Origin of the sequence: Halomonas flagellata (assembly GCF_022487945.1) — a bacterium.
Taxonomy (GTDB): Bacteria; Pseudomonadota; Gammaproteobacteria; order Pseudomonadales; family Halomonadaceae; genus Halomonas; species Halomonas flagellata.
This window is the reverse complement of record NZ_JAKVPY010000019.1, coordinates 33,287-55,030: the sequence shown is the minus strand read 5'-3', so window position 1 is coordinate 55,030 and position 21,744 is coordinate 33,287. Positions and strand designations below refer to the sequence as shown.

General features: G+C 69.5%; 18 protein-coding genes and 1 tRNA gene. 11 read left to right on the top strand and 8 right to left on the bottom strand.

From position 1 onward, the window contains the following. Positions 1-4 precede the first annotated feature (4 nt). Positions 5-316 (bottom strand): 50S ribosomal protein L21, encoded by a 312-nt coding sequence (rplU, locus tag MKP05_RS15330; RefSeq protein ID WP_110285335.1) that lies wholly within the window; start codon positions 314-316, stop codon positions 5-7. Between the two features lie 244 nt (positions 317-560). On the opposite strand from rplU, the gene ispB reads away from it, so the two are divergent. From ispB to MKP05_RS15315, 3 genes are all read left to right on the top strand, one after another. Continuing rightward, positions 561-1,562 (top strand): octaprenyl diphosphate synthase, encoded by a 1,002-nt coding sequence (gene ispB, locus MKP05_RS15325; RefSeq protein WP_240569125.1) that lies wholly within the window; start codon positions 561-563, stop codon positions 1,560-1,562. Between the two features lie 91 nt (positions 1,563-1,653). After that, a tRNA-Pro gene (locus MKP05_RS15320) sits at positions 1,654-1,730 on the top strand. A 229-nt stretch (positions 1,731-1,959) separates the two neighbouring features. Beyond that, entirely contained in the window at positions 1,960-2,382 is a 423-nt protein-coding gene (locus tag MKP05_RS15315) for a VOC family protein (RefSeq protein WP_110285337.1), read from the top strand. An 83-nt stretch (positions 2,383-2,465) separates the two neighbouring features. Here MKP05_RS15315 and MKP05_RS15310 read toward each other — a convergent pair whose 3' ends face one another. Then, a complete protein-coding gene (locus MKP05_RS15310; protein WP_240569122.1) occupies positions 2,466-2,708 on the bottom strand; it encodes a hypothetical protein in 243 nt (80 codons plus the stop codon). A 123-nt stretch (positions 2,709-2,831) separates the two neighbouring features. On the opposite strand from MKP05_RS15310, the gene MKP05_RS15305 reads away from it, so the two are divergent. Beyond that, positions 2,832-3,632 (top strand): TlpA disulfide reductase family protein, encoded by an 801-nt coding sequence (locus tag MKP05_RS15305; protein ID WP_240569121.1) that lies wholly within the window; start codon positions 2,832-2,834, stop codon positions 3,630-3,632. Between the two features lie 293 nt (positions 3,633-3,925). Then, positions 3,926-6,889, top strand: a complete 2,964-nt coding sequence (rapA, locus tag MKP05_RS15300; protein ID WP_240569120.1) for an RNA polymerase-associated protein RapA — start codon at positions 3,926-3,928, stop codon at positions 6,887-6,889. Positions 6,890-6,944: 55 nt separating this feature from the next. Here the strand turns inward: rapA and MKP05_RS15295 are convergent, their stop codons facing one another. Continuing rightward, positions 6,945-7,850 carry a TIGR01777 family oxidoreductase gene (locus MKP05_RS15295; protein WP_240569119.1) on the bottom strand — a complete coding sequence of 302 codons (906 nt, stop codon included), beginning with the start codon at positions 7,848-7,850 and terminating at the stop codon, positions 6,945-6,947. Between the two features lie 191 nt (positions 7,851-8,041). On the opposite strand from MKP05_RS15295, the gene MKP05_RS15290 reads away from it, so the two are divergent. The 3 genes from MKP05_RS15290 to phrB all read left to right on the top strand — a co-directional run bounded on the left by MKP05_RS15290 (position 8,042) and on the right by phrB (position 10,897). Beyond that, entirely contained in the window at positions 8,042-8,422 is a 381-nt protein-coding gene (locus MKP05_RS15290; RefSeq protein WP_110285342.1) for a sirohydrochlorin chelatase, read from the top strand. Between the two features lie 123 nt (positions 8,423-8,545). After that, positions 8,546-9,460 carry a MerR family transcriptional regulator gene (locus tag MKP05_RS15285; RefSeq protein WP_240569118.1) on the top strand — a complete coding sequence of 305 codons (915 nt, stop codon included), beginning with the start codon at positions 8,546-8,548 and terminating at the stop codon, positions 9,458-9,460. Between the two features lie 18 nt (positions 9,461-9,478). Then, a complete protein-coding gene (gene phrB, locus MKP05_RS15280; protein ID WP_240569117.1) occupies positions 9,479-10,897 on the top strand; it encodes a deoxyribodipyrimidine photo-lyase in 1,419 nt (472 codons plus the stop codon). A 51-nt stretch (positions 10,898-10,948) separates the two neighbouring features. Here phrB and MKP05_RS15275 read toward each other — a convergent pair whose 3' ends face one another. Further along, positions 10,949-12,820 (bottom strand): putative bifunctional diguanylate cyclase/phosphodiesterase, encoded by a 1,872-nt coding sequence (locus MKP05_RS15275; protein WP_240569115.1) that lies wholly within the window; start codon positions 12,818-12,820, stop codon positions 10,949-10,951. A 230-nt stretch (positions 12,821-13,050) separates the two neighbouring features. On the opposite strand from MKP05_RS15275, the gene fabA reads away from it, so the two are divergent. Together fabA and fabB are read left to right on the top strand one after the other, a co-directional pair. After that, the gene (fabA, locus tag MKP05_RS15270; RefSeq protein WP_240569113.1) at positions 13,051-13,566 is read left to right on the top strand and encodes a 3-hydroxyacyl-[acyl-carrier-protein] dehydratase FabA; all 516 of its coding nucleotides are present in this window, start codon (positions 13,051-13,053) and stop codon (positions 13,564-13,566) included. A gap of 13 nt (positions 13,567-13,579) precedes the next feature. Next, positions 13,580-14,797: a beta-ketoacyl-ACP synthase I gene (gene fabB, locus MKP05_RS15265; protein WP_240569111.1), complete on the top strand. Its 1,218-nt coding sequence runs from the start codon at positions 13,580-13,582 to the stop codon at positions 14,795-14,797. Positions 14,798-14,875: 78 nt separating this feature from the next. Here fabB and MKP05_RS15260 read toward each other — a convergent pair whose 3' ends face one another. From MKP05_RS15260 to MKP05_RS15245, 4 genes are all read right to left on the bottom strand, one after another. Further along, on the bottom strand, positions 14,876-15,640 hold the full coding sequence (locus MKP05_RS15260) for a lysophospholipid acyltransferase family protein (RefSeq protein WP_240569109.1): 765 nt from the start codon (positions 15,638-15,640) through the stop codon (positions 14,876-14,878). After that, positions 15,637-16,530: a sugar nucleotide-binding protein gene (locus MKP05_RS15255; protein WP_240569107.1), complete on the bottom strand. Its 894-nt coding sequence runs from the start codon at positions 16,528-16,530 to the stop codon at positions 15,637-15,639. Before MKP05_RS15255 ends, MKP05_RS15260 begins: the two co-directional genes overlap by 4 nt. A gap of 49 nt (positions 16,531-16,579) precedes the next feature. Further along, on the bottom strand, positions 16,580-17,188 hold the full coding sequence (gene ssb / locus MKP05_RS15250) for a single-stranded DNA-binding protein (RefSeq protein WP_110285350.1): 609 nt from the start codon (positions 17,186-17,188) through the stop codon (positions 16,580-16,582). A 71-nt stretch (positions 17,189-17,259) separates the two neighbouring features. Next, positions 17,260-18,654: an MFS transporter gene (locus MKP05_RS15245; RefSeq protein ID WP_240569104.1), complete on the bottom strand. Its 1,395-nt coding sequence runs from the start codon at positions 18,652-18,654 to the stop codon at positions 17,260-17,262. Between the two features lie 163 nt (positions 18,655-18,817). Here MKP05_RS15245 and uvrA point away from each other — a divergent pair, with 163 nt between their 5' ends. Next, positions 18,818-21,688 (top strand): excinuclease ABC subunit UvrA, encoded by a 2,871-nt coding sequence (gene uvrA, locus MKP05_RS15240; RefSeq protein ID WP_240569102.1) that lies wholly within the window; start codon positions 18,818-18,820, stop codon positions 21,686-21,688. Positions 21,689-21,744: the final 56 nt, after the last annotated feature.

The following is a 21,744-nucleotide window of genomic DNA, read 5'->3' as shown; positions in this document are numbered from 1 at the left end:
CCGCTTACGCGGAGATCCCGGTGATCTTGACTTCAGTGAACCACTGACGGTGGCCCTGACGCTTCATGTGATGCTTGCGGCGGCGGAACTTGATGATGGTCACCTTGTCGCCACGGCCGTGGGAGACGACCTCGGCGGCCACCTTGGCACCCTCGACCAGCGGCGCGCCGACCTTGACGTCGTCGCCATCGGCCACCAGCAGCACTTCGTCGAACTCGACGGCTTCGCCGGTCGGCACTTCCAGCTTCTCGAGCTTGAGGGTCTGGCCTTCCTGAACGCGGTACTGCTTGCCACCGCTCTTGATAACTGCGTACATGCTTCTCTCTCCGGAACTCATCCTGGGTTGGCTCTTCATCGACCTGCTTCGAGTGGCGCCCCTTCCGGCAGCCATCTGACAGGGAGCGTGATGAGTGGGCCGCGCATTATAACCATGCCCGTGACGCCATACAACCCGCCGGCCGCCTCGCCTCCCCCCGACCGCTTCGCCTTGACGCCCCCATGGGGGGCCCATAGCATGGCCGACAACCCAAGGCCCCTCCTTTACTGTCGATTACGCCCACATGCCTGCCAACGCCTCGCCGCCCACCGTCGCCTCCGCCCCCTCGTCCATCCATACCGTGGTCGCCGAGGATTTCGCCGCCGTCGACCGCACCATCGTCGCCCAGCTCGCCTCGCGGATCCCGCTGGTCGAGACCATCGGCCAGTACATCATCCAGAGCGGCGGCAAGCGGTTGCGCCCACTGCTGGTGCTGCTGGCTGCCCGCTCGCTGGGCTACCAGGGCGACAAGCACGTGACGCTCGCCACCCTGATCGAGTTCATGCACACCTCGACCCTGCTGCACGACGACGTGGTCGACGAGTCGCACCTGCGCCGCGGCAAGGCCACCGCCAACGACGCCTGGGGCAACGCACCGTCGGTGCTGGTGGGCGATTTCCTCTACTCCCGCTCCTTCCAGATGATGATCGGGGTGGGCTCCATGCGGATCATGGATGTGCTGTCGGCGGCCACCTGCACCATCGCCGAGGGCGAGGTGCAGCAGCTCACCAACGTGGGCAACCCGGACACCGACGAGACCGCCTACTTCGAGACCATCCAGGGCAAGACGGCCATGCTGTTCGAGGCGGCCTCGCACAGCGGCGCCATCCTCGCCGACGCCACTCCCGAGCAGGAAACCGCGCTGCAGTACTACGGCCGTTACCTGGGGCTGGCCTTCCAGTTGATCGACGACCTGCTCGACTACCAGGGCGATGCCGAGGCCATGGGCAAGAACGTCGGCGACGACCTGGCCGAGGGCAAGCCGACCCTGCCGCTGATCCAGGCCATGGCCGCCGGCACCCCCGACCAGACCCGCCTGGTACGCCAGGCGATCCGCGAGGGCGGTCTCAGCCGGCTCGACGAGGTGCTGGCCATCGTCCGCGAGACCGGCGCCCTGGACTACACCCGCGCCCGGGCCGAGGAGATGGCCGCCAAGGCCCTGGAACAGCTCGAGCGGCTGCCGGCCAGCGACTACCGCGACAGCATGGCCGACCTGGCCCGCATGGCGGTGGATCGCCAGGCCTGACAACGGGATACCCGCCCGGGGGCTTGCACGGCGACGGCGTTTGCGTATAATGCGCTTCCGTCGGTGGGCGACGAGCCCCGCGACGAAAGATCGGAGTATAGCTCAGCTTGGTAGAGCGCTGCCTTCGGGAGGCAGAGGTCGTAGGTTCGAATCCTGCTACTCCGACCAGAATTTCAAGGCCTTGCGAGAAATCGCGAGGCCTTTTTCTTGTGCGCCACAGCCTGCCGGGCCATTCCGGCGAGAACGACGAGCCGGCCGATGCGTCGATAGCCTGCACCGATGGCCGCCATCGGGAGGGTCAAGGGGGCAGGGCCGGCGAAGCTGCGCCAGACTGTAGGCAGACGCCCAGGGAGGCGGCCCACTCGACCTTCGGAAGGCTTCATGCCGGGAGTACGCCATGCAACGACTCTCGCTGGACCGCGCGGTCCTGGAGGTACGCGACCTCGATGCCATGCAGCGCTTCTGCGAGGAGGTCCTGCGCCTGCCACGCCTGGTACGCTCGGCCACCGGCGCCACCTTCGAACTGGGCAGGGACGCCGGCGGCAATGTCCAGGTGATGATGCTGATCGCCGCCGAGACGCCCAGCCCGCCGCGCCGGCTGACCCTGGAGGTCAGCGGCGAGGAGTTTCCCGCCACCTGCGCGCAACTGCTGGCCCACGGCGCCCGGCTCTTCGAGAGCGAGGGCAGCGCCGCCCGGGGCTGTGCCTGGCGGGTCCTGCACTGCCGGATGCCGGAGGGCCATCACCTGCAGGTCGTGGCCATCGACCCCAGCCGCTGCGCCCCGGACAGCCCGCAGTATGCCGAGCACGAGGGTACCTGACAGCCCTCGCCGAATCCTGTCGGTCGGACCGCCCTGTCGCTCGGACCGTCCTGCCCTACAGCCAGCCAGGTCGCCGGCGGCGCTCAGGCGGCATCGTCGTCGTCGGCGGCGAGTCGTCGCGCCAGGGCCTTGCGCGACCGGTTGCGCCGATACAGGCGCACCAGGGCGATCCACAGCGCGGCCGTGACCATTGCCGCCAGGGTCAGTCCCTGCCAGGGCCGGGCGGCATCGCCCATTACGGTCTCGAGGGTGATGATGAGGATGAAGCCGAGCGCCTGGCTGGCAATGGCCAGGGCGCGCAGGGTGTCGAAGGCAGGCTTGGCCATGGATGCTCCCGCACGAGTATGAGTGACAGCCTCGCACGCTGGCAGTAGGCTAGCCGTCGAACTCGTCATTGTAACGCGCCTGCTCGCGGACGCCGACCCTCTCTCCTGGAGCTTCGCCCCGCCATGGATGCCATCGCCCTGGGCCCCGTGCTGATCTCCGTGCCCCGTCTCTATGCCTTCGCCGCTGCCCTGCTCCTGCTGCTGGCCAGCGCCTGTCTGCTCGGCCTGCCACGGCGCGAACACATCCGCTGGTTCAACGGCCTGGTGCTGGCCTGGCTGGTTGGCGCCCGCCTCGGCCATGTGGCCCTGAACCTGGACGCCTACGTCGCCGCGCCGCTGGATATCGTCAAGCTCTGGCAGCCGGGCTTTCACGGCCTGTGGGGCATGGTGGCGGCACTGATCTGGACCGGCTGGGCCCTGCGCGCCCACCTGCTGCGCCTGATCGGTGCCATGGCCCTGGTGGTGGGCAGCTCGAGCCTGTGGCTGGTGCTGGTGACCCTGGCCCCGCTGGGCGACGACATGCCGCTCGGGGAGCTACCCGAACTGGCCCTCGAGGATCTCGACGGCAACCCAGTCGAGCTGCGCTCGCTGCGCGGCGAGCTGGTGGTGGTCAACCTCTGGGCCACCTGGTGCCCCCCCTGCCTGCGCGAGATGCCGCTGCTGGCCGAGGCCGACACCCGCGACGGCGTGACGGTCGTGGTGGCCAACCAGGGCGAGGACCTGCTGCAGGTCGTTCGCTATCTCGACGAACAGGAGCTGGCGTTCCGCTACCCGCTGCTCGACCCGAGCCAGGAGCTGATGGTATTGACGGAGTCTCCCGGGCTACCCACCACGGTGCTGTTCGACGCCGAGGGGCGTGCCGTGGAGCGCCACGTGGGTGAGCTCAGTCGCGCCCAGCTCGACGGCTGGCTGCGGAAGCACTGACGCCGCTCCAGGGCTATCACAGTTGACTGTAGCGAGGGGCGCCGGGGGCAGGCCGAAGAGGAGGTCCTTTTCCAGGGATGGAAAAGGTAGCGCCCAGGGAAGGGTTCACAGCGCCTCCTCGCAGGCCTGCCGACGGATCAGCCCCGAGCAATGCTGCTATCTGCGATAGCCCTGGTCGCCGCTCGTCACCACTTAAGCCGCGCCGGCCTTTGCTGTAAGATACCGCGCCCTGTTGCCGCCATCCCGGCGTTGGCGGCGAACGAGCGCACCGTTTCAGCATCCTCCGAGGCATCATGAGCGACTATTCACCCGGCCAGCGCTGGATCAGCGACGGCGAAGCCGAACTCGGCCTGGGCACCATTCTCGGCTGCGACTTCCGCAGCGTCACCGTGCTCTTCGGCGCCAGCCAGGAAACCCGCACCTACAGCAGCCGTCAGGCCCCGCTCACCCGGGTGGCGTTCGGCAGCGGCGACCGCATCCAGGCCGCCGAGGGCTGGAACCTGACCGTCGACGACAGCAAGGAGGTCGACGGCCTGATCGTCTACATCGGCGAGGATGACCAGGGCGAGCTGCGCGAACTGCCCGAGGCCCAACTCGCCGACACCATGCAGTTCGACCAGGCCCGCGATCGCCTGCTCACCGGCCAGATCGACCGCAACGACTGGTTCGACCTGCGCTTTCGCACCCTGCACCACTTCCACCGCATCGAACAGAACCCGGCGCTGGGCCTGGCGGGGCCGCGCATCGACCTGATTCCCCACCAGCTCTACATCGCCGACGAGGTGGCCCGCCGTCACGCCCCGCGGGTGCTGCTCGCCGATGAGGTGGGCCTGGGCAAGACCATCGAGGCGGGCCTGATCCTGCACCGGCTGCTGCTCACCGGCCGCGCCGATCGGGCGCTGATCCTGGTGCCGGCGAGCCTCACCCACCAGTGGCTGGTGGAGCTGCTGCGCCGCTTCGCCCTCGAGGTGACCCTGCTCGACGAACAGCAGAGCCAGGCCCACGGCGAGGCCAACCCCTTCGAGACCGGCCAGCTGGTGCTGGCCAGCCAGGACTGGTTGTTCGCCAACCCTCACCGCCAGACCCAGGCCGAGGCCTGCGACTGGGACCTGCTGATCGTCGACGAGGCCCACCACCTCGAGTGGTCCGCCGAGATGGTGGGGCCGGGCTATGCCTGCGTGGAGCGGCTGGCGACGGCGGTGCCGGGCCTGCTGCTGCTCACCGCGACCCCGGAGCAGATGGGACTGGAAAGCCACTTCGCCCGGCTGCGGCTACTCGACCCGGACCGCTACCACAGCCTCGAGCGCTTCCGCGAGGAGGAGGCCCACTACGTCGAGGTGGCCGAGGCGATCGATGCCCTCGACCGCCTGCCCGGCGGGACGACCGACCGCGGGGACGACGATCGCCAGCGGGTCACCGCGGTGATCGACGAGCCGGACAGCCTGGCGCTGCTCGAGGCCCTGGCCGATCACGAGAGCGACGCGGCCCGGCAGGCCGCCGCCCGCGACCAGCTGCGCGACCAGCTGCTCGACCGCCACGGCACCGGCCGGGTGATGTTCCGCAACAGCCGTCGTCACGTGGGCGGCTTTCCCGAGCGCCGCCTGCATGTCGCCCGCCTCGAGCTGCCGTCATCCTACCGTCGGGTACTGCGCCGTCTGGAGCGCGACGAGGACTACCTGGACGAGCTGCTGATCGAGACCGGCCTCGACCATCCGGAGGTGCTGGTCTACCTGGACACCATGTACCGGGCGCTGGCCGACGACCCGCTCAACACCGAGCCCTGGTGGCAGTTCGACCCCCGCGTCACCTGGCTGCTGGAGCGGCTCGCCGACACCGCTGAGGGCGGCTTCGCCGACGACAAGGTGCTGGTGATCGCCCATGACCGCGAGACCGCCCAGGGCCTGGCCGAGGGTCTGCGCGTGCTGGGCGGCTACCATGCCCCGGTGTTCCACGAAGGCCTCTCGCTGGTGGAGCGCGACCGCGCCGCCGCCGCCTTCGCCGACGAGGAGGAGGGCTGCCAGGTGCTGGTCTGCTCGGAGATCGGCTCCGAGGGGCGCAACTTCCAGTTCTGCCGCCACCTGGTGATGTTCGACCTGCCGCTGCATCCGGACCAGCTCGAGCAGCGCATCGGGCGGCTCGACCGCATCGGCCAGCGCCATGCCATCGAACTCCACGTGCCGGTGTTCGAGCAGAGCCCCGGCGAGAAGCTGCTGCGTTGGTACCATCAGGGCATGGACGCCTTCAGCAGCCCCCATGGGGTGGGCAGCGAGATCTTCGCCGCCTTCGGCGACGCCCTGGCCGACGCCCTGCTCGACGACGAGAGCCTCGCGGAGGTGATCGAGGAGACCCGGGCGCTGTTCGAGAGCCGCCTGGCCGAGCGCGACGCCGGCCGTAATCGCCTGCTGGAGCTCAACGCCTGCCGCTTCGATCGCGCCGAGACGGTCGCCGCGGCGATCCGCGAGCTCGACGAGGATCGCGCCCTGCCGCGCTACCTGGACCAGGCGCTGGACATCTTCGGCGTCGACAGCCAAGAGCTCGGTGGCGGCATCCTCCACCTGCGACCGAGCCCGCAGATGCTCGACGGCCTGCCGGGGCTGGTGAAGGGCGAGGAGGGCTTCTCGGCCACCTTCTCCCGGCGGCTCGCCCTGGCCCGTGACGACGTCCAGCGCCTTTCCTGGGAGCACCCCCTGCTGCGCGAGATGATGGGGCGCATCCTCGACGGCACCATGGGCAATACGGCCCTGGCGCTGCTCAAGCATCCGTCGATTCCCGCCGGCCGGCTGATGGCCGAACTGGTCTTCCGCACCCACTGCCCGGCGCCCAAGCGATTGCACCTCAACCGCTTCCTGCCACCCACCGCGGTGCGGATACTGCTCGACGAGTCCGGCGCCAGCCTCACCGACAAGGTCTCCTTCACCGGGCTGTCGAAGAACCTGCAGAAGGTCAAGAAAGCCATGGCCCGCGACCTGATCCGCAGCCGCCACGACCAGCTGCGCGAGCTGATCGACCGCGGCGAGACGGAAGCCGAGCGGGAGCTCTCCTCCATCGTCGAGGCGGCCCAGCGGCGCATGCGTGCCGAACTGGACGGTGAACTCAACCGCCTGGAGGCGCTGGCCCTCCACAACCCGGCGGTGCGCGACGACGAGCTCCAGGCCCTGCGCGAGGAGCGCAGCGCCCTGGACGCCGCCATCGAGGGCACCCGCCTGCGCCTGGACGCCGTGCGGGTCATCGTCACGGTGGGCGAGGAGACGCGCTGAGGCCATCTAGCCCGGAAAATGCCTCGGGGCTGATCCGGCGATACGGCTCAGGACATCAACCCAGGATATCGGCCAGGGCCTGCTCGAGCGTCGGGAACTTGAACTCGAAGCCGGCGTCGAGCAGGCGTTGCGGGCGCATGTCGGCCCCGGTCAGCAACAGCCGCGACATCTCGCCGAAGGCGGTCTCGAGCACGATGGCGGGCACCGGGAAGATCGCCGGGCGGCCCAGCTGCTTCGCCAGCACCCGGGTGAACTCCGCATTGGTCACCGGATGCGGCGCACTGCCGTTGAAGGGCCCCTCGAGCTCCTCGCCGTCGAGCAGGAAGAGGATCGCCCGCACCAGGTCCTCCCGGTGCACCCAGGGCATGAACTGGGTGCCGTCACCGAACCGCCCCCCCAGGCCCAGCTTGAACGGCGGCAGCATCTTCTGCAGGCTGCCGCCGCCGGCGTCGAGCACCAGGCCGATGCGCAGGATCGCCACGCGGGTGCCGAAGTCCGCCGCCTCCCTGGCGGCATCCTCCCAGCGCTTGCACAGGCGATAGGCGAACTCGTCATGGGGCGGGGTCTCCTCGGTCACCTCCCGGTCGCCCTGGTCGCCGTAGTAGCCCATGGCCGAGGCCGACACCATCACGGCGGGCGCGCGCCCGCCGGTCGCGGCGAGCTGTTCGCAGAGCATCACCAGGTCGCGGGTGATATTGACCCGCGAGTCGATGAGCCGCTTCTTCTGGTCGTCGCTCCAGCGCCGGGCGGCGATGGACTCGCCGGCCAGGTTGACGATGGCGTCCGGCGGAGTGTCGACGAAATCCAGCACCGAACGGCGGATGTCGGTGCCGCTCGGCAAGCGGTCACGCACCCGGTCCGGCTCCCGGGAGACCACCAGCAGGCGATGCCCGGCCTCCTTGAGCCGCCGACACAGCCGCTGCCCGACGAAGCCGCTCCCCCCCGTGATCAGCACTCGCATCGTGGATCCCTCCTCTGCGCCAATGAGTTATACAGTCGTTGTACACTTCTGCTAGTCTAGCTGAAAAGCCTTCAGCTGCGCGAGCCTGCGGTGTCCACGGCACTGCCCGCCTCGCCCCTGCGGGCCTGGACGCCCGGTTCCTCCCCCGGGCACTACCGAATCCCGACCCACGACAGAGGAGATCCACCGGCATGCGCTACGCCCTGATCCTGCTCGCCCACGGCTCCAGCGACCCTCGCTGGCGGGCCCCCTTCGAGCACTTGGCCGAGGCACTCGCCCGCCGCCTGGAGACCCCCTTGCAACTCGCCTACATGGAACTCAGCGAGCCCTCCCTGGAAACCACCGTGGCCGAGCTGGCCGCGGCGGGGGTCGAGCGCGCCGAGATCCTGCCGCTGTTCTTCGCCGCGGGGCGCCACCTGCGCCAGGACGTCCCCGGGCAGGTCGAGGTCCTCGCCGAGGCCCACCCCGGCATCGACCTGCGCCTGCTGCCACCGGTGGGCGAGCACCCGGCCTTCGTCGAGGCCCTGGCCGCCGTGATCGCCGAACAGGCCGGGGAAGCCTCCTCCGGCTGAAAGGTCGGGGCGGATACCCGGCACCATGTTGTACATTGACAGTGACTTGTACAAAATCAGCCCCTGAACGCCGGCCGCCTCGACACCGGCGGGGCAAGGGATCAGCAAGAGGCACAGCCGCCCATGAGTGACAAGGCGACCCACCCGGCCGACACACCGCTCTACCCGATCCGGGAGGTCTCCCGGCTGACCGGCGTCAATTCGGTCACCCTGCGGGCCTGGGAGCGCCGTTACGGCCTGATCAGGCCCCGCCGCACACCCAAGGGCCACCGCCTCTACGCCCGTGACGACATCGAGCGCATCGAACGCATCCTCCAGTGGCTGAGCCGCGGCGTGCCGGTCAGCCAGGTCCGCGAGCTGCTCGAGCAACCCGAGCCGGCCGAGTCGCCGACGCCCTCCGCCGGCGACTGGCAGAGCCAGCGACACCAGCTGGTCGCTGCCCTGGAAGCCTGCGACCTGATCCGGCTGGAGACCCTGTTCAACCAGAGCCTGGCGCTCTACCCGGTGACGACCTGCATCGCCGAATTCTGGCAGCCGGTTGTCCGCGAGCTGGAGGAGCGCTGGGACGACCAGCTCGGGGCCCTGCTCCAGCGCCGCACCCTCGAGGCCTTCCTGCGCACCCGTATCGGCACGCGGCTCTATCATGCCAACCAGAGCGCCGCCGGCCCGCTGGTGCTGATCGGCCAGTTGCCGGACGACCCCGGTCCGCTGTGGATGCTGCTGGCGGCGCTGACCGCCAGCGACCAGGGCTATCGGGTGCAGCTGTTCGATGCCCCCCTGCCGTTCACCGAGCTGCCGCTGGCCATGGAGCGCTTCCACGCCGCGGCCCTGCTGCTCGCCAGCGGCAAGGCCGAGCGCGCCGACCTGATCCGCCGCCAGCTGCCGCGCCTGGCCGAGCAGCTCGATGCTCCCCTCGCCCTGTGCGGCCCGGTGGCTCGCATCCGGGCCGCCGAGCTGGACCCGAGCCGGGTCGAAGTGCTCGGCGACGACCTGCCCGAGGCCATCACCCGCCTGGGTTCGCTGATCCGGGATAGCTGAACGACCGCTGGAGCCCCCATGCCTGCCCCCATCCTGATCTGGTTCCGCAGCGACCTGCGCGTCCACGACAACCGCGCCCTGGCCGCTGCCGCCCGCCAGGGGCCGGTGGTCGCGGTCTTCCTGCGCTGCCTGCCCCACTGGCAGCGCCACGGCCACGGCGCCAACAAGCTCGACTTCTGGGCCCGCGGGGTGGCGGCCCTCAAGGTCTCCCTCGAGGGCCTCCACATTCCGCTGCTCCACCGGGAGCTCGACGACTTCGCCGAGGCCCCGGCGGCGCTGCTGGCCGTCGCCCGGGACACCGGCGCCCGGACACTGCACTTCAACCATGAGTACCCCCTCGACGAGAGGCGCCGCGACGAAGCCGTGATCGGCGCCTTCGCGGCCGCCGGCCTGGCGGCCCGGGGCCATCACGACAGCGTCGCCTTTGCTCCCGGTGAACTGCTCACCGGCAAGGGCGACGTCTACGGCGTCTTCACCCCCTTCGCCAAGGCCTGGCACCACCGGCTTAGCGCAGAGCGCATCGCCCTGCACGAGGCGCCGGCGCCCCAGGCACGCCTGCCCATCGCCCCGGACCCGCTGCCCGAGCTGCCGGCACTCGACGACACCCCGGTCGATGACCGGCTCTGGCCCGCCGGCGAGGGCCCCGCCGCCGACCGGCTCGAGCGCTTCCTGTGCTTTCGCGGCCGCCACTATGCCCGCCAGCGCGACGTCCCGGCGATCCGCGGCACCAGCGAGCTGTCGCCCTACCTGGCGCTGGGGATGCTCTCCCACCGCCAGTGCCTGCAGGCGGTGCTGGCCGAGAACGCCGGCCGCCTCGCCGAGGGCGATGCGGGGCTCACGGCCTGGGTCAACGAACTGGTGTGGCGGGAGTTCTACCGGCACGTCGCCTTCGGCTTTCCCCGGGTCTGTCGCCGTCGCGCCTTCCAGGCTCACACCGAGGCCCTCGCCTGGCGCGACGACGACGCCGGCTTTCGTGCCTGGTGCGAGGGGCGCACCGGCTATCCCATCGTCGATGCGGCCATGCGCCAGCTGGTGGCCACCGGCTGGATGCACAACCGCCTGCGCATGATCACCGCCATGTTCCTGGCCAAGCACCTGCTGATCGACTGGCGTCGCGGCGAGGCCTTCTTCCTGCGCCACCTGGTCGACGGCGAGTTCTGCGCCAACAACGGCGGCTGGCAGTGGGCGGCCTCCACCGGCACCGATGCCGCCCCCTACTTCCGCATCTTCAACCCCACCACCCAGTCGCAGCGCTTCGACCCGGACGGCGCCTTCCTCGCCGAGTGGCTGCCCGAGCTCGCCGCCTTGCCGGCCCGGGCCCGCCATGCACCGCCCCGGGACCCGGTCGGCGGCCTCGACTACCCGCCCCCCATCGTCGACCACAAGGCCGCCCGGGCCCGCGCCCTGGACGCCTTCAAGGCCCTCAGGCCGGCCTGAACCCCGCTCACTCCACCGGGAGGACATCGCCATGCACCGGGCCCGCCCAGGCTAGGCGGTCGCTTCCGCCGCCACCCGCGCCCCGCCGGGCGGCCCCCCGGCCGAGTCATGCTCCTGCCACTGCGCCTCGAGCAGCTCTGCCGGCAAGGGGCGGGCATAGAGAAAGCCCTGCACCAGCGAGCAGCCCGCCGCCTGCAGGAAGTCGCGCTGGGCGATCGTTTCCACCCCCTCGGCTATCACCTGGAGCTCGAGCCCCCGGGCCATGGCCAGCACCGCGCCGACGATGGCCGCATCGGCCCGATCGTCGGGCAGGGCCTTGATGAAGGCGCGGTCGAGCTTGAGCTTGTCCAGCGGCAGCTTCTTCAGGTAGCCCAGCGACGAATAGCCGGTGCCGAAGTCATCGATGGCGATGGGGTGGCCACGCTCGCGCAACACGCCTAGGCGCGGGGCGATATCGCCGGCCCGCTCGTCGAGCAGCACCGACTCGGTGATCTCCAGGCCGAGCAGCCCCGGGGGGATGCCGTGACGGGCAAGCCCGGCGGCGAGCGCCGTCTCCAGCTCGCCCTGGAACATCTGCAGCGCCGAGACATTGACCCACACCGGCACCTCGGGCATGCCGAGACGCCGCCAGCGGGCCAGTTGCGCCAGCGCCTGGTCGATCACCCAGTTGCCCAGCGAGGCCATCAGGCCGTGACGCTCGGCCAGTGGGATGAAGTCCGCCGGCGAGATCATCCCGTCCCGTGGATGTCGCCAGCGCAGCAGCGCCTCGAGCCCCACCAGGGCGCCATCCGCCAGGTGGTGCTGCCCCTGGTAGTGGAGTTCCAGCTGGGTACCGGTGGCCAGGGCATGGCGCAGCTCGTTGACCAGCCCCAGCTGCGGACTGTCCTGCATGTCCAGCGACGGCCGGAAGCGCTGGCTGTGGTTGCGGCCATGGCGCTTGGCGGCATAGAGGGCCGACTCCAGCCGCTGGAAGAGCACGCCGGACTCGCGACCGTCCTCGGGCGCCCGGCAGCTGCCGATGGTCAGGCCGAAGCGCAGCGAGTGCCCCTCGATCTCGAAGGGTTCGCCCAGGTGGGCCTGGAGGCCGGCAATCCAGTGGTCATGATCATCGAAGGTGGTGGTGCGGATCACCAGGAACTCGTCGCCGCCAAGGCGACCCACCACGCCGCCGGCCACATGGCCGGCGAGCCGCTGGCCGAAGCGCGCCAGCAGGCGGTCGCCCATCTCCACCCCCAGCCCATCGTTGATCGACTTGAAGCCATCGATGTCGATCATCGCCATGTCCAGGCTCTCGCCGGCCCGCAGGTGGCGCAGCCGGGAGTCGAGCAGGTCGTGCAGGCGACGGCGGTTGGGCAGGCCGGTGAGCGGGTCCTCGAAGCCGATGCGTCGCAGGTCCCGCTCCCGGGCCTTGTGCATCGAGATGTCGGTGAACAGGCAGACATGGTGGGTGGTCCGGCCCCGGTCATCGCTGACCGCTCGGACCCTCAGCCACTCGGGGTACTCGTCGCCGTGCTTGCGTCGGTTCCAGATCTCCCCCTCCCAGCGTCCGGTAGTGCGCAGCGTCTGCCAGTAGCGCTCGAAGAAGGCCTTGTCGTGACGCGGCGCGGAGAGTGTGGTGGCGTTGCGCCCGCGCACTTCCTCGGCGGTATAGCCGGTGATGCGGGTGAAGGCGGGGTTGACCGCCTGGATGCGATTGTCGGCGTCGGTGATGATCACCCCGTCTTCCGACAGCGCCAGGGCATCCTGGCCCAGGCGGGCCCGCTGGTGCTCCAGGCGGACCTGCCGCCAGGCGTCCATCAGGCCCAGCGCCACCAGGGAGGCGGCCGCCAGGCGAAGGGCGACGCCGGGCAACCAGACGCTCGCCGACAAGGCGGCCAGGCCGATCCAGAGCAGCGGGCGATTGAGCGAGAAGGCTGGCCACATGGCAGAAGGCTCGGCTCGGGCAGGTGAGGGGCATCGCGTCTGGCGCGGGCGGTTTCGTTCCCCCGATATCGGCCGTCTGCCGCATAACTGTAACCCGGCATCGGCAGGCAACTTTCAACGCCAGCGGCCCGACGTGCATTCCCGGGCCACGGACAGTAGACTAGTCGGGGCCGCTCGGCGGCAGCATGCCGCTCGCGGCAGACAACAATGTCGACTCTCGGAATGACTCAGTGACCAAGCAACACTCCTTTGATCGCGAAGAACTGCTGGCCTGCTCACGCGGCGAGCTGTTCGGCCCGGGCAACGCCCAGTTGCCGGCTCCCAACATGCTGATGCTCGACCGCATCACGCGCATCTACGAAGACGGCGGCGATCACGGCAAGGGCGAGCTGATCGCCGAGCTGGATATCCGCCCCGACCTGTGGTTCTTCGACTGCCACTTCCCCGGCGACCCGGTGATGCCCGGCTGTCTGGGCCTCGATGCCATGTGGCAGCTGGTCGGCTTCTACCTGGGCTGGCTGGGCCACCCGGGGCGTGGCCGGGCACTGGGCTGCGGCGAGGTCAAGTTCACCGGCCAGATCCTGCCCGATGCACAGAAGGTCACCTACCGGATCAACATCAAGCGCATCATCACCCGGCGCTTGATCCTCGGCATGGCCGACGGCACCGTGTGCGTCGATGGCCGCGACATCTATCAGGCCAATGACCTGCGCGTCGGCCTGTTCACCTCCACTGCGAACTTCTGATCAGGAGGCTTCCATGCGACGAGTGGTAGTCACCGGCCTGGGCATCGTGTCCTGCCTGGGCAACGACCGGCAACAGGTTCTCGAGGCGCTCAAGGCCGGGCGCTCCGGTATTCGCTTCAAGGAGGAGTACGCCGAGCGCGGCTTTCGCAGTCAGGTGGCCGGCGTCGTCGACATCGATCTCGACGCCCTGATCGACCGCAAGCTTCTCCGCTTCATGGGCGATGCGGCGGCCTACGCCTATGTCTCCATGGCCCAGGCCATCGAGGATGCGGGCCTCGCCCCGGAGCAGGTCTCCAGCGAGCGCACCGGCCTGATCGCCGGTTCCGGCGGCGCCTCCAGCGCCAACCAGGTCGAGGCCGCCGACGTGATGCGCGAGAAGGGCCTGCGCCGGGTCGGCCCCTATCGGGTCACCCGCACCATGGGCAGCACCGTTTCCGCCTGCCTGGCCACGCCGTTCAGGATCAAGGGGGTCAACTACTCGATCTCCTCGGCCTGCGCCACCTCGGCCCACTGCATCGGCAGCGCCATGGAGCAGATCCAGATGGGCAAGCAGGACGTGGTCTTCGCCGGCGGCGGCGAAGAGGAGCACTGGACCCTGTCATGCCTGTTCGACGCCATGGGGGCGCTGTCGACCCACTACAATGACACTCCCGACAAGGCCTCGCGGCCCTACGACAAGGGCCGCGACGGCTTCGTCATCGCCGGTGGTGGCGGCATGCTGGTGCTCGAGGAACTCGAGCACGCTCGTGCCCGCGGCGCCAGGATCTACGCCGAGGTCACCGGCTACGGTGCCACTTCAGACGGCCACGACATGGTGGCGCCCTCCGGCGAGGGCGCGGCACGCTGCATGCGCCAGGCGCTGGCCACCGTGGATGGCGAGATCGACTACATCAACACCCACGGCACCTCCACCCCGGTGGGCGATGTCGCCGAGCTCAAGGCGATCCGCGAGGTGTTCGGCGACAGCACCCCGGCGATGAGCTCCACCAAGTCATTGACCGGCCACTCCCTGGGGGCCACCGGCGTGCAGGAGGCGATCTATTCGCTGCTGATGATGGAGAACGCTTTCATCACCGCCTCCGCCAACGTCGAGACCCTCGACGCACAGGCCGACGGCTTCGACATCGTCACCACCCGGCGCGACGGCGTGAAGGTCGAACGCGTGCTCACCAACAGCTTCGGCTTCGGCGGCACCAACGCCTGCCTGGTGCTGGAGAAGTTCCGCGACTGACACCCGGCGGAGCGGGCCGACACGCAAGAGGCGCCCCATCGGGGCGCCTCTTGCGTCAGGCGGGCAGCGACCGGTCCGTCACGCCGTCGGTTTCTCGGTGGCCGTGGCCGTCTCCGGCGCCGTCGGCCGGGGAATCTCGGAGATCTCCGCCAGCCGCGCCTCGATCCAGGCCTCCACCTCGACCAGCACCTCCTCGGGCGTCCGCCCCAGGGTCTCGATGGGCTCACCCACCACCAGCGAGAGCCGCCCCGGGTTCTTCACCCAGTACCGGCCCGGCCAGCGCTCGCCGGCATTGTGGGCCACCGGCACCACCGGCCGCCCCGCGCGACAGGCAATCACCGCGCCGCTCTTGTTGTAGCGGCGGCGCCTGCCCGGGGGCACCCGTGTCCCCTCCGGGAAGATCAGTACCGAGAGGCCCTCCTCCAGGCGCGACTTGCCCTGGCTGAGCACCTGCCGCATGGCCCGGGCCGGCTTGGAGCGATCCAGGGCAATGGGATGCAGCAGGCGCAGCCCCCAGCCGAACAGGGGAATACGCAGCAGTTCCTGCTTGAGTACCGTGCATACCGGCGGCTTGAGCAACTGCAGGTAGACGGTTTCCCACTCGCACTGGTGATTGGCCAGGATCACGCAGGGCCCCTCGGGCAACCGCTCGCGCCCGCGAATGTCGTAGCGCACCCCGCAGGTCACCTGGAACCAGGCGATGATGAAGTGGTTGTAGAGGTTGAGCAGCCGGTAGCGCCGCGACAGCGGCAGCAGCGGCGCCACCGGCACGAACAGCACCCCGCAGACCAGCATGGCCAGGAAGTAGCCGGCATAGAACAGCAGGCTGCGCAGGACGTTCATGGCCTCTCGTCGACCTCCGTGTCGGGGCGGCAGCGGTCATAGCCCCGGAACCAGGCATCCAGCATGCGGCCCAGTTCCAGCCGCCAGGGTTTCTGGTGTACGCCGAACACCTCCAGGACCCGGCGGCAGTTGAGCACCCGGCGCAACGGCTGGTCATGGTGGTGGTGGAGCGCCTTGACGCTGCCCAGCTCGAGGCATTCGCCACGCCCCTCCAGCCGGGTCGCCAGTTGGGTGCGCACCATGGAGATGAAGGTGTAGGCACTGACCGGCTCGGTGCCGGCCAGGTGGTAGCTGCCCCAGGCACCGGCACCGCAGTGCTGCTGCTGGAGCATGCCGATCAGCGCCATGGCCACGGCATCCGCCGAGGTCGGACAGAAGGTCACGTCGGACTCGCCGCGCACCTCCCCGCCGGCCACCAGGGTATCGATCAGTTCATTCAGCCAGGCGTTGCTGCCCTCCAGGGCGAACAGCGGCCCGAGCCGCACGATCAGATGGTGGGGGTGCTCGGCACGGATCCGGTCGCCGGTGACGATCAGCCGGCGCAGGCTCTCGTCGCGCGGGGCGGGGATGACATGCTCGTCGATCGGCGCCTCGAAGCCATCCTCGTAGAGCTGGTCGGAGACACACCACACCAGGGGCACGCCGGCCGCCAGGCAGGCCTCCAGGCACGTCTCCACCGCCTCGGCATGGGCCGTGACGGCGGCCGGCTCGGCGCTGATCGGCCGCGCCAGGGGCGGAATCACCAGCGCATCGGGGGCGATCTCCTCGAGCCGGCCCGCGTCGAGCGCGAGGCCGGCATCGATGACCAGTTCGGTATCGCTACGCCGGTTGGCTTCCCGGGCCAGCGCCAGGCTCAGGCAGTGGCCGGCATCGAGTATCAGCAGCTTCACGGCGTCTCCTTCGGGTTCCGGCGCCGCCCGGGCGTCAGGTCCGGCTCGCTCAGAACGGGATCTCGTCGTCGAAGTCATCGAAGCTGCCCGGATCGGGGGCACCATAGTTGCCGCCCTGCTGGCCGCCGCCCTGCTGCGGGGCCGGTGCCGGCTGCGGGGCCGGTCGCTGCTGGGGCTGGCCGCCGCCGAAGCCGCCACCCTGCTGGGCCGCATTGCCGTAGCCACCCTGGGGCTGCTGCTGCCCCCCCGGATAACCGCCGCCCTGCTGGGCCATGCCACCGCCCTGCTGGGCCATGCCGCCACCCTGGGCGTCACCGCCGCCGCGGGAATCGAGCATCTGCATGTCATTGGCGACGATCTCGGTGCTGTAGCGATCCTGGCCGTCCTGGCCCTGCCACTTGCGGGTCTGCAGCCGTCCCTCGATGTAGATGCGCGACCCCTTCTTGAGGTACTGCTGGGCGATCTCGGCCAGCTTGTTGAACATCACCACCGTGTGCCATTCGGTGCGCTCCTGGCGCTGGCCGCTCTGGCGGTCCGTCCAGGTGTCGGTGGTGGCGAGACGCAGGTTGGCGACCGGGTTGCCGGAAGGCATGAAGCGCACTTCCGGGTCCTGCCCCAGGTTGCCGATGAGAATGACCTTGTTGACGCCACGGGCCATGAGGGACTCCTTGCTGTCGTGAATTCGTGATGCTGCGATATCGGTGGCGCGACGGGGCGCCCTGTGTCAGATCATACGCCGCTGTGATCCCTGCGTGTATCGATCAACCTTGCCAACGCCTCCTCGTCGAGGCGCTGGCGATCCACCTTGAGGTAGGCCAGCCGCTCCTCGGGCACCACCAGCACGTCCTCGACCCCGGCCACCTCGGCGAGATGTGCCATCAGCGTCTCCAGCGCATCACCATGGTGCTCACCCTCCAGCGCCACCACTTCGCTGGAGAGGTGGCGTGGCGGCGTCATGCCGGCCATCAGCGTCAGCCACCCCAGGCCGAGCAGGGCACAGCCGAGAAAGACCGCCGACAGCCCCCACTGCTGGGCCAGGAGCCCGCCCAGCACACCGCCCAGGAAGGCGCCGAGGAACTGGCTGGTGGAGTAGATGCCCATGGCGGTGCCCTTGGCCCCGGCCGGGGCCAGCTTGCTGAGCATCGATGGCAGGGTGGCCTCGAGCAGGTTGAAGGCGACGAAGAACAGCAGCAGCCAGCCGAACAGCCCCCAGCGACCCGCGGCGAGCCCCGCCAGCCCCCCCAGGCTCAGGGTGATGGCGGCGATCGCCAGCAGGCACATGGTCTTCATGCGTCGCTGCTTCTCGGCGACGATCACCAGCGGCACCATGATGGCGAAGGCCAGCACCATGATCCCCAGGTAGGCTAGCCCATGGCGCTCGAGGTCGATGCCTACCTCCAGCAGCCGGAAGGGCACGGCGACGAAGATCGCCATCAGGATCAGGTGCAGGGCGAAGATCGACAGGTCCATTCGCCACAGGTCGCTGCGTGCGATGATCGCCCGCCACTGGTCGCGGTCGATCCCCACGTCGCGGTGGCGCAGGCGACGCGGCGCCGGCGGCACCAGCTTCCACAGGACCGCGAGCCCCAGCATGGCGAGCAAGGCGGTGAACCAGAACACCGCCGACAGGCCGAGCCAGGCCGCCAGCCAGGGGCCCAGCACCATGGCCACGGCGAATGCCACCCCGATCGACAAGCCGATGGTGGCCATGGCCGCAGTGCGCACCTGCTCCCGGGTCTGGTCGGCGAGCAGCGCCATGATCGCCGCGGCCACCGCCCCGCTGCCCTGCAGGCAGCGCCCCAGGATCACACCGCCGATGGAGTCCGCCTGGGCGGCCACGACGCTGCCGAGCAGGAACAGCAGCAGACCGGCGGCGATCACCGGCTTGCGGCCGAGGCGATCGGAGAGCAACCCGAAGGGGATCTGCAGGATCGCCTGGGTGAGCCCGTAGACGCCCAGCGCCAGGCCCACCAGCAACGGCGTGGCGCCGCTCAGCTCGTCGGCATAGAGCGCCAGCACCGGCAACACCATGAACAACCCCAGCATGCGCGTGGCATAGAGGCCGGCGAGGCCGGCGATGGCACGCCGCTCGGTGGCTAACAGCAGTCCAGAGACCTTTCGCATAGGGTTTTCGGCATTCCGTGAGCGGGCATCGTCTGCCCGTTGGTGGACCGCACATTCTAGCGGCTCGCCACCCCCCAGGGAAAGCCACTCACCGGCAACGCTTTTGCCGGCGATGCGGCGGCGGACGTATAATCGAGCCTTTGCCGTGCGTCTCGAGGTGGGAATGGACAGGATTCTGGTCAGGGGTGCCCGCACCCACAACCTCAAGCAGATCGATGTGGAGCTGCCACGCGACGCCCTGATCGTGGTCACCGGGCTCTCCGGTTCCGGAAAGTCGTCGCTGGCCTTCGACACCCTCTACGCCGAGGGCCAGCGGCGCTACGTGGAGTCGCTCTCCACCTATGCCCGGCAGTTCCTGTCGATGATGGAGAAGCCCGACGTCGACCACATCGAGGGGCTCTCGCCGGCGATCTCCATCGAGCAGAAGTCCACCTCCCACAACCCGCGCTCCACGGTGGGCACCATCACCGAGATCTACGACTACCTGCGCCTGCTGTTCGCCCGCGCCGGCACCCCGCGCTGCCCGGAGCACGGCGAGGACCTCGAGGCCCAGACCATCTCGCAGATGGTCGACCAGGTGCTGGCGCTGCCGGAGGGCAGCAAGCTGATGCTGCTGGCGCCGGTGGTCAAGGGCCGCAAGGGCGAGCACCTGCAATTGCTCGCCGAACTCCGCGCCCAGGGCTTCGTGCGCGCCATGGTCGACGGCCAGGCGCTGGAGCTCGACGACATCGCCCCCCTGGACAAGAATCGCAAGCACGACATCAGCGTGGTGGTCGACCGCATCAAGGTCCGCGACGGCCTGGCCCAGCGCCTGGCCGAGTCCTTCGAGACGGCGCTGGCGCTCTCCGACGGCATCGCCGTGGTCCACTTCATGGACGGCGAACAGGCCGACATCCCCTTCTCGGCGCGCTTCGCCTGCCCGGTGTGCGGCTACTCCATCGCCGAGCTCGAGCCACGCATGTTCTCCTTCAACAATCCGGCCGGGGCCTGCCCCACCTGCGATGGCCTGGGGGTACAGCAGTTCTTCGACCCCGCCAAGCTGATCAGCCACCCGGAGCTGTCGCTTGCCGAGGGCGTGATCAAGGGCTGGGACCGTCGCAGCGTCTACTATTTCAACCAGCTCCAGGCGGTGGCCGACCACTATCGCTTCACCCTGGAGACCCCCTGGCAGGAGCTGGCCCGCCACGAGCGCGAGATCATCCTCCACGGCAGCGGCGGCGACGACATCGCCTTCAGCTACGTCAACGACCGCGGACGCAAGGTGACCCGCGAGCACCCCTTCGAGGGGGTGCTGCCCAACATGCAGCGCCGCTACCGCGAGACGGAGTCGAGCATGGTGCGCGAGGAGCTGGCGCGCTTCGTAGCCGTACAGCCCTGCCCCACCTGTCACGGCTCGCGCCTGCGCAAGGAGGCGCGCCACGTCTACATCGACGACCGCCCCCTGCCGGCTATCGTCCACCTGCCGATCGGCGAGGCCCTGCGCTACTTCAGGGAGCTCACGCTGCCCGGCCGCAAGGGCGAGATCGCCATCAAGATCATCAACGAGATCCATGCTCGCCTGGAGTTCCTGGTCAACGTCGGCCTCGACTACCTCAACCTGGAGCGCAGCGCCGACACCCTCTCCGGCGGCGAGGCCCAGCGCATCCGCCTGGCCAGCCAGATCGGCGCCGGCCTGGTGGGGGTGATGTACATCCTCGACGAGCCCTCCATCGGCCTGCACCAGCGCGACAACGACCGCCTGCTCAAGACCCTCGAGCACCTGCGTGACCTGGGCAATACCGTGATCGTGGTCGAGCACGACGAGGAGGCCATCCGTGCCGCCGACCACGTGCTCGACATCGGCCCCGGCGCCGGGGTCCATGGCGGCCGCATCGTCGCCCAGGGTACGCCCGAAGAGATCATGGCCACGCCGGAGTCGCTGACCGGCCAGTACCTGGCGGGCTCACGCCGCATCGAGGTCCCGCCCTGGCGCATTCCCGGCAACCCGGAGAAGGTGCTGCGCCTGGTCGGCGCCACCGGCAACAACCTGCGGGACGTCACCCTGGAGCTGCCGCTCGGGCTGCTGATCTGCGTCACCGGCGTCTCCGGCTCCGGCAAGTCGACGCTGATCAACGGCACCCTGATGCCGATCGCCGCCCGCGAGCTCAACAAGGCCACCAGCCTGACGCCGGAGGCCCACGACCACATCGAGGGGCTCGGGCTGCTCGACAAGGTGATCGACATCGACCAGAGCCCCATCGGGCGTACGCCGCGCTCCAACCCCGCCACCTACACCGGCATCTTCACGCCGATCCGCGAGCTCTTCGCCGGCACCCAGGAGGCCCGCTCGCGGGGCTACAAGCCGGGGCGCTTCTCCTTCAACGTCAAGGGCGGGCGCTGCGAGGCGTGCCAGGGCGAGGGCATGATCAAGGTCGAGATGCACTTCCTGCCCGACATCTACGTGCCCTGCGACGTCTGCAAGGGCAAGCGCTACAACCGCGAGACCCTGGAGATCGCCTACAAGGGCAAGAGCATCCACGAGGTGCTGGAGATGACCGTCGAGGAGGCGCTGGCGTTCTTCAGCCCGGTGCCGGCCATCGCCCGCCGCCTGCAGACGCTGATGGACGTGGGGCTCTCCTACATCCGCCTGGGCCAGAGCGCCACGACGCTGTCCGGCGGCGAGGCCCAGCGGGTCAAGCTGGCCCGCGAACTGGCCAAGCGCGACACCGGCAAGACCCTCTACATCCTCGACGAGCCGACCACCGGCCTGCACTTCGAGGACATCCGCCAGCTGCTCACCGTGCTGCACCGGCTGCGCGACCACGGCAACACCATCGTGGTGATCGAGCACAACCTGGACGTGATCAAGACCGCCGACTGGCTCATCGATCTCGGCCCCGAGGGCGGCTCCGGCGGCGGGCGCATCATCGCCGAGGGCACCCCGGAACAGGTCGCCCGCATGGAGGCCTCGCACACCGGGCGCTTCCTCAAGCCGCTGCTGGAGAAACAGGCGACGAGCCGCGAGCCACGGGCCGCGAGCGCGGCGGAGAGCTGAGCAAGCTCAAAAAAAACCGGCCCCTTTCGGGAGCCGGTTTTTCTCTTGCGCTGCCA